Raw genomic sequence first — 11,418 nt, forward strand, 5'->3', positions numbered from 1 at the left:
ATGTCTACAGACACATCCTATATTACATTCGGGATAGATAAAATTCCTTTTGAGCTTCGAGCCAAAAGACAAGAAAGCCATCGCATCACAATTAAAGTCAAACCTGATTGTCAGGTTATTGTTTTCGCACCTCCATCAGCAACTCATGATGAAATTATTGTGGCTGTAAATAAACGCGCGAAATGGGTGTATAACAAATTAAGTGTATTCAGATCTCAGCAAGATTATATTACTCCTCGACAATATTTAAGCGGCGAAAGTCATTACTATCTAGGAAAAAAATATGTACTCAAAGTAATAGATATGCCTGAAATTAAGCCTCAAGTTAAATTATTACGAGGACAACTTCAACTTATTGAATCCAAATCGATTAAACATAGAAAGCAATTGCTAGGAGCTTGGTATAGACAAAGAGCTTTTGACTTTTTCAATCAGCGACTGGAGCTGCTTTTACCTATAGTGCCTTGGATAAAAGAACGACCGTCTATTCATTTAAGAGCTATGCGAACTCGATGGGGTAATTGTTCAGTTAAAGGGAAGATAACGCTTAACACTCATTTGATTAAAGCACCCACAGCATGTATTGATTACGTAATCCTTCATGAGCTATGTCACATTGCAGAACATAATCACAGTACCAAGTTTTATCTATTACTTAACCAAGTTTGTCCACACTGGAAAAAGACTAAGAAATTTCTGGATCAAAAAGCGTCTTTATTTCTTTCTATTTAATCGATAGTTTGGTACCAAAATGGCGCCGCTCAAGAAGTTCAATTAAAAAAAGTGATTTAAATCAATGGGTTATGGTGGAGGCGGCGGGAATCGAACCCGCGTCCGCAAATCCTCTGCCTTTAGTTCTACATGCTTAGCCTTGTCGATTGGTTTTAGCTGTGGCTCCTCCGACAGGCAGGATTAGACACAGCGATTCTCTGAATTTCGCAAGCACGCTCGAGACGGGCGGGATTGCTAGCTTATCTCTTATGACCGTTGATTCGATACCGATAAGCGGGCTCGGTCGAACGGGGTGCTGGTTTTTTGGCAGCACACGGTTGGTTTACACTATCAAAGCTTACGCAGCGATAGCTTCACCAGCAAAGTTTTCATCGTTTGCATTTATATTTACTGAGTCTTATTTACGAGAGATCTCCTTCTCGGCATGCACCTCCGGTTTCGCAACCCGCGTCGAAGCCAGGTCGCCCCCCAACTTTTATTATAACATAAGTCTGAGAATTTTGATCCTGTGGTGGTAAAAATGTCTGTTTTGTTGATGAAAAGCTTCCTGCTCAAGGCATAGCTATCTACACATCATCACTCCTACGTCCTGCGGCTGTCCGCAGGGTTGAGTGTTTCTCTATGAATTTTCTGGATCCCTCAGATAAACCGAGGGACGTAGATGCTAGCCGGCTGTGTTTTCTGAGATTGTAGATGACTATGCCTTACTTTTTCTTAGCTTTTGATGCCGTTGTGACGCAGTAAGGCGTCTACTGTGGCAGGTCGTCCGCGGAAGGAAATAAAGGCGTCGGCGGCTTTTTTGGATCCCCCTACTTCCAGGATACTTCGCAGGAAGTCGCGCCCGGTTTGCGGGTTGAAGATGCCCTCTTCTTCAAAACGGGAGTAGGCATCGCTGGAAAGCACTTCTGCCCATTTGTAGCTGTAATAACCCGCTGCATATCCGCCTGCAAAAATATGGGTGAAGCTATGCGGAAAACGATTGTATGGGGTTGATGGAGTTACTGCGGTAATGCTTCGGACTTCTTTCAGCATTCGGGAAATAAAATCGGCTTCATTCGCAAAATGCTGATGGATTCTGAAATCAAATAATGAGAACTCCAGCTGCCGCATCATCCCCATTGCGGATTGGAAGTTTTTTGCAGCCAGCATTTTTTCATACCATTGATCAGAGAGCTTTTCTCCGGTCTCAACATGGCAGCTTAATTCATCCAGCGCTTCTTTTTCCCAGCACCAGTTCTCAAAAATCTGGCTGGGTAATTCAACGGCATCCCATTCGACGCCGTGAATGCCGGATGCACTTATATAATCGACCTGAGTCAGAAGATGGTGCAGGCAATGACCGCATTCATGAAATAAGGTAGACACTTCGTCATGGGATAAAGTGCCTGGGTTATCTCCGGCGGGTTTGGCAAAATTGCAGGTCAGAGTGGCGATGGGTAACTGAATCTCGCCGTTGGGCAGGCGTCTTCTTGTTTGCAGTGAGTCCATCCAGGCACCTCCGCGTTTATTTTGTCTGGCATAGAGATCCACATACATAAACCCGCGTGAGTCATTTTTTTCATCCAGTAACTCATAGCAAATGACGTCAGGATGCCAGGTTTCAGCGTTTTTGACCTCCTGCAGGCGAATGCCATACAAGCGTTCGATTATGTTAAACAGCCCATTCATCACCTGATTTTGCGGGAAGAATGGACGCAATTCCTCCTGTGAAAAATTGTAATCGCGGTGACTCAGTTTTTCGGATAGATACGGGATATCCCAGGGAGAGACGGGATCAATTTTCCATTCTTCTCTTGCGTATTTTTGCAGATTCTGGAACTCTGCCCTGGCCTGATCAAGAGCACGCTCGCTCAAATCAAGCAGAAAATCAGTGACCTGAGTGGTTGAGTCCACCATTTTGGTGGCAATCGACAATTCTGCATAATTTTTAAATCCTAATAACTGCGCCTCACGATGTCGCAATGCCAGGATTTCCTGCATAATGGCTGAGTTGTCAAATTTACCCGCTGTTGGCCCCTGATCTGACGCGCGGGTTACAAAAGCATGATAAAAGGTTTCGCGTAATTCTCTATCGTCGGCATAGGTTATTACCGCCAGATAGCAGGGAAACTCAAGATTAAGCACCCATCCCGGCAATTGTTTTTCCTCGGCCAACTCTCTGGCAGTCAGAATGGCATGCTCCGGCAGGCCTTTTAGTTTGGCCTCATCGGTGACATGCATTGTAAATGCCTGTCCGGCATCGAGCACATTGTTCTCAAATTGATTGGATAATTCCGAAAGTCTTGCCTGGATGTTTTCAAACTCCTGTTTATCCTCAGGAGACAAGGCTACACCGGATAATTCAAAACCCTGCAGCATATCTTCATGCAATTTTTTCTGTACATCATCCATGCGGGTAACATCCAGGGAACGAACAGCCTCATACAAGGCCTGATTTTGGCCAATCGCTGACTGGTAAGCTGACAGTTGGGGTAGACAATCTTTGTAGCAGGCCCGTAATTCGGGTGAGTTTACCACGGCATGCAGATGGGATAGCGGTGACCAGAAACGCTCCAGTTCATCCTCCATTTCATCAAGCGGCTCAATCAGATTTTCCCAGGTAAAAGTGGTTTCCTGTTGCAATAAAGTATTAATGCGCTCCAGATTATTCTGCAGCATATCGCCCAGTTCGTTTGCAAAATGTTCTGGATCAATCGATTTGAAAGACGGTAGTTTAACTTTCGACATTACAGATCTCTAGGAATAAAAAGAAGAGCATAGCACTTTCCGAAAGAATGCTCCAATGCCCAGGCTATGGGAACCTAGAAAGCGGGCTGAGCAAGAAATGCGTCATCATAATTTTCTTCTCGCTCAGTCTTATTAACCGAGCTAAAAAACAGGAGCGGCGAAGACGTAATACCTGGCTTTTCCTTTTGTGGTAATTGCAGCTGATCCTGAGGTCTTAACTCTTCAAAATAACGGGTAGCCAAAAAGCCCGCCACAGTCGCGCTTAAGAAAATCATTGCGCCAACGAGGGGGATAATGGGGTTGGCCATGAAAAATGGCAGCATCAGGATGAAGCCAAGACAAACGCCGGCAGTCGTTGCAATCGTAGTGAGTACGCGCTTGGTTTCTATTTCAATACGAAAGTCCAGAATTTTCTGATGGCGAAGCAATGCCTGGTATTCTTCGTATCTTGAATCATCATCCTTAATCTCCTCAGCCATTTCAGCGTATTTGGCTTTTAACTGGTTAAATCGATGAATTTCAATACCGGCTCTGATACCTGCCCAGATGATGTCATAAATAAAGCAGGCCAGACTGAAATAAACGCCAATGGGTGCCAATGGCCCTACAAAAACAAAGCAATTCAATACCCCGGCCGTAAACCAGATCACATCATTTCCAATCTCGAAATAGCGCCGTTTTAATTGCGCTAGAAAACGAAACCAGAAGCCGAGATTTTTCTCCTGCTCAGTCATGAACGCAGGTACAGAATGTTTAAAAAGAAGGAATAAATTGGAGAACAGACGAGGAGCAAAAAATATCCAGCCCAGATAAGCCAATGCCGGATTGAGCACTTTATCAACCGTAGCCATTGCTTTCGCATATTGATCGATCTGGCTAAGAACTGGCACCAGAGCATTGAGCAAGCGCTTGCTGCGAATAAAAATCAATCGAAAAGGATTAACCCATGCCGTGTCATTGCGCATTTTCTGGGTGAAGGTATCCGCCTTTAATTCCAGCTCGGCAGGCTGAGGCTCGAAATAATAGCCGCGTCTTTCAAGGTAATAGCGGTAAACAGCCTGCTCTTTTCTTAAACGAAGCACCTCGCGTGGCACATTGATGTAATTGCGAAACAGATATTCCAATAGTTCGGCAAATAAGAGCGCTGCCTCAAGTTGTTTTGTAAATTCGGGCGAGTCTGGATGCAACATAAATTCGTGCGCAAGATGCGTACAGAGTATGCTGTATTCGAGTGTCAATGCCAGATGGTCTTCGACAAGGGACTCATAGAACGCCTGCGGCCTGCTAGAAAAGTCCGCGGTTTGCCAAATTTTTGTGCCTTCCAGTGTAATTGACGGTTCCAGTTGTACAACTTGAGGCAATCGTCGCATTACAACGTACATAATGCCCTTTTAGAGTTAAATTCGAGACATGCATGATCTCAAATTTTAAACAAAAAGTAAAATAAATATAGAAAAAGCCTGGTAATGAACAAGTTTTATACAATACTAATAAAACAATCTCGGCAACCTTGCTGATTAAAAGCTTCTGAGCGACAATAGGCAACCTGATAATAGGGGAAGTAACACATGCATTCATCAAGTGATTTGGCCAATGCGGTAAGAATTTTAAGTATTGATGCGGTAGAACAAGCTCAGTCCGGACATCCTGGAATGCCGCTGGGGATGGCTGATATCGCCACTGTGCTATGGCAGAAATTTCTGAAACATAATCCCAAGAATCCTCATTGGTATGATCGCGACCGTTTTGTCTTGTCCAATGGACATGGCTCCATGCTCTTATATTCCTTGCTGCATTTAAGCGGCTATAATCTGCCGATTGAAGAGCTTAAAAATTTTCGTCAGTTACACTCGAAAACCCCTGGCCATCCCGAGTTTGGTGAAACCCCTGGTGTGGAAACAACGACCGGCCCTTTAGGCCAGGGCTTAGCCAATGCGGTGGGAATGGCCATTGCTGAAAAATTGATGGCCCGCCAGTTTAATCGCCCTAATATTGAGCTGGTTAACCATTTTACCTATGCTTTTGTTGGCGACGGCTGTCTAATGGAAGGGATATCCCATGAAGCCTCTTCTCTTGCCGGCACTCTGGAATTAGGCAAACTGATTGTATTTTACGATGACAATGGCATCTCTATTGATGGAAAGGTCGACAACTGGTTTCGCGATGACACGGCTATGCGCTTCAAAGCCTATCACTGGCAAGTCATCGGCCCCATTGACGGCCATAATCCCATTGAGATTGAAACAGCCATTAAACAAGCCCGAGCGGAAACGACCAAACCCAGTCTGATTATCTGCAAAACCACAATCGGCTTTGCGTCTCACGTGGCAGGCAGTGAAAAGTCGCATGGCGCCCCTCTTGGTGCGGCTGGAATTGAGCAGGTTCGTAAAACACTGAACTGGCCTCACCCGGCATTTGAAATTCCCAATCAGATTTATGCAGAATGGAATCATGTTGAGCAGGGTCAGCATGATGAAAAACAATGGCTTTTGTCCTGTAATGACTATCAGAAACAATATAAGGAAGACTATCAGGAGTTTTTAAGACGTATTAATGGCGACTTGCCTGACAACTGGCCAGCTGATGCACAGCATTTTATTCAGCAGTGCATTGCCGAAAACAAAACAATGGCTTCTCGTAAAAGTTCCCAGTATTGCATTGAGCATTTTGCCAAAGAATTACCTGAAATGTTGGGCGGCTCAGCCGATTTAACCGGCTCAAATAATACTGACTGGTCCGGCAGCAAGGCCATTTCTGCAGAGGATTTTTCAGGAAATTATTTATATTATGGTGTACGTGAATTTGCGATGGCTGCGGTAATGAACGGCATCGCTTTACATGGCGGCTTTATTCCCTATGGCGGCACCTTTCTGGTGTTTACCGATTATGCTCGAAATGCAATTCGTTTAAGTGCATTGATGAACCAGCGTGTTATTTTTGTGTTAACACATGACTCGATTGGTCTTGGCGAAGACGGCCCCACCCATCAGCCTGTAGAGCATGCCGCGATGCTTCGTCTAACACCTGGCATGCAGGTTTGGCGCCCTGCTGATCTGGTGGAAACGGCCGTCGCCTGGGCAGAAGCCTTACAACATCAGTTCGGCCCATCCGCTCTCCTGTTATCGCGCCAGAATTTGCCGGCGCTTTCTCACGCGCCCGATGCTTCTGCCTTAATTAGCAAAGGCGCTTATATTCTGAGCGACTGTGAAGAGCCGGAAATTATTCTGCTGGCTACCGGCTCGGAAGTTCAGCTCGCTCTGGACGCGGCAAACCAGGCGCGCGCAAACGGTAAACGAATTCGTGTGGTCTCCATGCCATGCTGCGAGCGTTTCTTGCAGCAAGATGAAGCGTATCAGGAACAGGTCTTGCCCAGACATGTACGCAAGCGCATTGCGATTGAGGCTGCGGCCAGTGGTTACTGGTATCGGTTTGTCGGACTTGACGGCGAAGTGATAGGTCTTGAGCGTTTTGGAGTTTCAGCTCCAGCGGCGAAAGCCTATGAGTATCTGGGACTAACCGTAGAACATATTATTAAAGTAATCAATAGATTGTAATAATGGCTCTTTGATTGAGTCAGTATATTTCGGAGAAGTTTTATGACTATACGAGTCGCAATTAATGGCTATGGCCGGATTGGACGCTGCATTCTGCGTGCTTTTTTTGAAAACGGCCGTCAGGATGAGTTGCAAATAGTAGCAATCAATGACCTCTCAGGCATTGAAACCACCGCTCATCTGACCCGATATGATTCCACCCATGGCCGTTTTGCCAGCGCTGTTGCTATCGATGGGGATAAACTGGTCGTTGATGGCCAACCGATTAAAGTGTTGGCACAACGGGATCCTGCTCTTTTACCCTGGGGCGATTTGGATGTCGATGTGGTGCTGGAATGTACCGGGGCATTCACATCCCGGGAAAAAGCCATGCAGCATATTGCATCTGGCGCCAAGAAAGTGCTGATTTCAGCGCCAGGTAAAGATGCGGATGCCACCATTGTCTATGGAGTCAATCACCACAGCCTGCGTGCCACCGATATCATTGTCTCTAATGCCTCCTGCACTACGAACTGCCTTGCACCAGTCGTCAATCCCCTGCATCAGCGCATTGGCATTACCCAGGGTCTGGTTAACACTGTGCATGCCTATACCAAAGATCAATTGTTACTGGATGGCAGCCATTCTGATTTAAGACGCGCCCGTTCGGCAACTCAATCCATCATTCCCACCAAAACAGGGGCGGCCTCTGCGGTAGGTCTGGTATTACCTGAACTGGCCGGTAAACTGGACGGCTTTGCAATGCGAGTTCCGACTTTGAATGTTTCCGTAGTCGATCTGACGTTTATTGCTGCCCGGGAAACATCGGTCAGCGAAGTTAACGACATTATGCGTCAGGCAAAAAACGATATTCTCCACATCAACGAAGAGCCTCTGGTCTCCTGCGACTTCAATCACCATCCAGCGTCTGCAATATTTGACGTGACACAGACCAAAGTCATGGGTAATCTGGTTAAGGTGGTGGCCTGGTATGATAATGAATGGGGGTTTTCAAACCGCATGCTTGATACTGCCAAGTGCATGATGAATCGTTAAGAGATTAAAAACATGAATGTTTTAAAAATGAGCGACCTGAATCTCAGGAATAAACGGGTTCTTATTCGTGAGGATTTGAACGTCCCGATCAAGGATGGCATGATTACCAGCGACCAACGTTTGCAAGCCTCTCTGCCAACTATCAAACAGGCTTTGGACGCAGGCGCTGCCGTTATTGTGCTTTCCCATCTGGGCCGCCCGGAAGAAGGGCGTTTCGAGAAGCGGTTTTCTCTTGAACCGGTAGCCGATTATTTTGCCGGGTATCTTGATTATCCAGTCCGTTTTGTCAGCGATTATCTCGATGGAATTGATACCAGGCCCGGCGAATTAGTGATTTGCGAAAATGTTCGATTCAATGTGGGCGAGAAAAAGAATGATCGGCTTTTATCGCAGAAACTGGCTTCATTATGCGACATTTTCATTATGGACGCCTTTGGCACTGCACATCGCGCTCAGGCATCAACAGTCGGTGTAGCCGCATTTGCCCCTCTTGCCGCTGCAGGTCCTTTATTAGTGAGTGAGTTAGAGGCTTTGCAGCAGGTTTTGAAAGCACCGAAACATCCGATCGTGGCCGTTGTAGGTGGAGCGAAAGTATCTACCAAGCTTAGTCTGCTCAAGCAAATGGTGACGATGGTAGATTATTTGATTCCAGGGGGCGGAATAGCCAATACCTTTTTAAAAGCTCAGGGCCATGAAATTGGGGTATCCCTCTGTGAAGATGAGCTTTTGGATGAGGCGCGGGAAATTCTGCAGCTGGCAAAAGAAAAGGGGTGCAAAATGCCCTTACCTACTGATGTAGTAGTTGGAAAAAGCTTTACTGAAAACTGCCCTGCGTTCAATAAATCACTTCATCACATTGCCAGTGATGATATGATTATGGATATTGGACCGGACACCGTTCGTGCCTATGTGGACATTATTGATAAAGCTCAAACCATTATATGGAATGGACCAGTAGGCGTCTTTGAGTTTCCTCAATTTTCCTATGGAACGCGGGCACTGGCTATTGCTGTCGCAGATAGCGACGCTTTTTCGGTTGCAGGCGGCGGCGATACGCTGGCAGCTATCGATCTTTACGATTTAAATCAGCAAATTTCCTACATTTCTACAGGTGGCGGAGCATTTCTTGAATGTCTGGAAGGAAAAACTTTGCCGGCAGTCGCCATTCTGGAGGAGCGAGCCAGCGAGCTTCAGAAAACGTCTTGATTTGTCGAGGTGTTACTCAGTTATTCAATAAAGGCTACGTACCGCGCTTTATGCGCGGTATCCAGGCAATGCGTCTGATTGGCAAAAGCATTTTGAAACCCACTACCATTTTTATGGATACCCCGCATAAAGAGGGGTACGTAGGCTTAGGAGGAATGACCAATTCAAAGCGCTGCCGTATTTCCCTCAATTCAGCAAAATATAAATTCCATCTTTTGCCGCCGACGGCAAAAAAATTGGTATACTCTGCGCAATTCAATATGAGAATAATGTCATCATGAACGCATTAGAAACGGCGGTGAAGCAAGCTCTGGCTTTGTCTGGAAGCAGTCAGGAAGCCAATAAGGCCTATCTTGAATTTATTAAAGCCAATTTTATCATTCCAATTGATAAAAAATCAGCAGCGGATAATCCGGAAGTGCTTTATATGGTTGAAAACGGGCATTATTTTCTGCCGGTATTTTCAAATATGAGTTATTTCCACCCTTGGGCCCAGGATATTAAAGATGAAATTCAAATTCTTCGTCTGTCAGGTGTTGATCTGCTTAAGGGAGTGGGCGAACAAGTTACGGTATGTCTGAACATTGGCAGTTCAATTTATAAGGAATTTAATCCATCGGAGCTTGAGAGAATGCGAAGCATGGTTCTGAAATTGTTTAAATAACATCACAGCCTCTTGTTTTAGTCGACAAGAGGCGGTTTATTTCTTTGTAATCATTAAGCCACCAAATCCAAAACCTGATAGCCAACTACAGCAGTCGCTGCCAGGGCCCCGGTAATTTTTAAAAACGTTGACAGAAACGCTGACTGAAAAGGATGGTGATACCATTGATCATTTGCAGCGGCCTGAGGTGCTTGCTGTTGCTCTTCTTCAAGCTGATCAGACAGTGAAAATAAAGGTTCTTCCCCGTAAAATCCTGCCCACCAGCCTTCGCTCCATTGGTCATGCTCTTCAGTTCCGGCAGCAAAGGGGTTTTCCTCTTCGGAAAGCTCCGCAGCGGCACATTCGTAACCAAAAACATAACACTCTTCAAGACTTGGATGGTCAATATTAAAACGTAATCGTAAATAAGGTGTAAGCGTTGTTTTATCTTTCATTTCTATACCCCTTTGCATACTAAAATGTACTCATTAATCCTTAAGCATTTATCGCACCAGTTTGTGAAGCAATTAATCTTAAGTTATGGTTCCATTGTACGCCTGGGCAATTGGGTGTGCCTGAGGGAAGACACAATTTACAAAATCTTGACAATATATATTTCATTAACCATTTTTGCCGTATTGACGCATAGGCGGTCAGATTGAGAGAAATCCCTGGGAAGTTTTGTCATTCCCCGCGAAGGCGCGCGGGGAGGGCAGTTTAATATACAACGGTTCCAGAAAATCGTTTCAAGGTGCTAAGCGCCGGCAAATCCAGTTGCCTTCCTGATGTCTGAAATGTAAGCGATCATGTAATCGATTATCTCTCCCCTGCCAGAACTCAAACTCATCAGGGAGTACCAGATACCCCCCCCAATTGCGAGGACGGATAATGGGCTCCTGACTATGCTTTACCAGCAAATCATTGAACGCTTTTTCAAGCTGCATGCGTTCATTGATTTCCGCGCTTTGTGGTGAAACCACGGCGCTTATCCGGCTGGCAAGAGGACGGCTGTTAAAATAATCATCAGACTGTTCAGGAGAGTTTCTTTTAACCCGCCCGCGGATACGGACCTGGCGCACTAGCTGCGGCCAGTAGAAATTCAGAGCTGCATAAGGGGTACGATTTAATTGCATCGCTTTCGCGCTGTCATAGTTGGTATAAAATAAGAAAGAATCCTGTTCCAGCCCTTTTAGCAGGACCACTCTTGAATCAGGTAATCCGCGTTCATCCGTAGTGGATAACACCATCGCAGTCGGATCACTGATTTCTATCTGTAAAACTTCTTCAAACCAGCGCTGGAAAAGCTCGAAAGGATCTGTTTCCACATGCTCGTCTAATGTCAAATTGCCGTATTCACGGCGAATTTCGGCCAACTTGTCAGGATTCATTTAATTATTCACTTTGAAACAGTTTAAGAATTATAAACTACTTTCTTTAAAATTCTATTGAGCTTTTATATTGAACTTTATAAATAAAAAAGCATTTTAAGGTTTACTTAATGTTCAACATATATTATGTAGG

At 45.3% G+C, this 11,418-nt stretch carries 9 protein-coding genes and 1 other RNA gene; 5 read left to right on the forward strand and 5 right to left on the reverse strand.

Annotated features, from left to right (window positions below; translation table 11 throughout):
* Entirely contained in the window at positions 1-732 is a 732-nt protein-coding gene (locus DYH61_RS13630) for a M48 family metallopeptidase (protein ID WP_058507170.1), read from the forward strand.
* Between the two features lie 72 nt (positions 733-804).
* Here the strand turns inward: DYH61_RS13630 and ssrA are convergent.
* The 3 genes from ssrA to DYH61_RS13645 form a co-directional block, all read right to left on the reverse strand.
* Positions 805-1,201: a transfer-messenger RNA gene (gene ssrA / locus DYH61_RS13635) on the reverse strand.
* Between the two features lie 245 nt (positions 1,202-1,446).
* The gene (locus DYH61_RS13640) at positions 1,447-3,459 is read right to left on the reverse strand and encodes a M3 family metallopeptidase (protein WP_058507169.1); all 2,013 of its coding nucleotides are present in this window, start codon (positions 3,457-3,459) and stop codon (positions 1,447-1,449) included.
* A 74-nt stretch (positions 3,460-3,533) separates the two neighbouring features.
* Positions 3,534-4,829: a hypothetical protein gene (locus DYH61_RS13645; RefSeq protein WP_058507168.1), complete on the reverse strand. Its 1,296-nt coding sequence runs from the start codon at positions 4,827-4,829 to the stop codon at positions 3,534-3,536.
* 198 nt (positions 4,830-5,027) lie between these two features.
* On the opposite strand from DYH61_RS13645, the gene tkt reads away from it, so the two are divergent.
* From tkt to DYH61_RS13670, 4 genes are all read left to right on the forward strand, one after another.
* Positions 5,028-7,013 (forward strand): transketolase, encoded by a 1,986-nt coding sequence (gene tkt / locus DYH61_RS13650; RefSeq protein WP_058507167.1) that lies wholly within the window; start codon positions 5,028-5,030, stop codon positions 7,011-7,013.
* A gap of 42 nt (positions 7,014-7,055) precedes the next feature.
* The gene (gap, locus tag DYH61_RS13655; RefSeq protein ID WP_058507166.1) at positions 7,056-8,048 is read left to right on the forward strand and encodes a type I glyceraldehyde-3-phosphate dehydrogenase; all 993 of its coding nucleotides are present in this window, start codon (positions 7,056-7,058) and stop codon (positions 8,046-8,048) included.
* 12 nt (positions 8,049-8,060) lie between these two features.
* The gene (locus DYH61_RS13660; protein WP_058507165.1) at positions 8,061-9,254 is read left to right on the forward strand and encodes a phosphoglycerate kinase; all 1,194 of its coding nucleotides are present in this window, start codon (positions 8,061-8,063) and stop codon (positions 9,252-9,254) included.
* Between the two features lie 277 nt (positions 9,255-9,531).
* Positions 9,532-9,918, forward strand: coding sequence for an SseB family protein (locus DYH61_RS13670; RefSeq protein WP_058507163.1), 387 nt, complete (start codon positions 9,532-9,534; stop codon positions 9,916-9,918).
* 53 nt (positions 9,919-9,971) lie between these two features.
* On the opposite strand, the gene DYH61_RS13675 is transcribed toward DYH61_RS13670, so the two are convergent.
* Positions 9,972-10,352, reverse strand: a complete 381-nt coding sequence (locus tag DYH61_RS13675; protein WP_058507162.1) for a hypothetical protein — start codon at positions 10,350-10,352, stop codon at positions 9,972-9,974.
* Positions 10,353-10,643: 291 nt separating this feature from the next.
* Positions 10,644-11,285, reverse strand: a complete 642-nt coding sequence (gene pdxH, locus DYH61_RS13680) for a pyridoxamine 5'-phosphate oxidase (protein WP_058507161.1) — start codon at positions 11,283-11,285, stop codon at positions 10,644-10,646.
* Between the last annotated feature and the right edge of the window lie 133 nt (positions 11,286-11,418).

Origin of the sequence: Legionella quinlivanii (genome assembly GCF_900461555.1) — a bacterium.
Classification (GTDB): Bacteria; Pseudomonadota; Gammaproteobacteria; order Legionellales; family Legionellaceae; genus Legionella_C; species Legionella_C quinlivanii.